The organism is Spirochaeta dissipatitropha, assembly GCF_054657935.1.
In genome coordinates this window covers 1-273 of record NZ_BAAHXT010000064.1, presented here as the reverse complement: position 1 = coordinate 273, position 273 = coordinate 1, and the positions used below count along the sequence as shown (strand labels likewise).

General features: G+C 52.7%; 1 protein-coding gene. It reads left to right on the top strand.

The window, feature by feature from the left end; translation table 11 throughout:
- On the top strand, nt 1-273 hold a 273-nt coding region (locus ACYQ2L_RS17245; RefSeq protein ID WP_460058372.1), incomplete at both ends, for a Mu transposase domain-containing protein.

Sequence of the window (273 nt, the reverse complement as noted above, 5' to 3'; positions counted from 1 at the left end):
CTCAGACCGCTGCCTGCCGCCCGTTGGAAGTGCGTCTCCTGGACCCGGGCGAAGGTACAGGAAAGCTGGCGAATACAGGTCGACCGCGCCTGGTATTCAGTTCCATATACATATATCGGCACAACTATGCTGGTATATTTAACTTCTGATACCGTTGAGATTTACCATGACTACCAGCTGATTACCACACACCCACGGGCTCAGCGACCCTGGCAACGTATGATCAAGCCAGAGCATGATCCTCCGAATGTAGATGCGTTTACCCGTTCTACC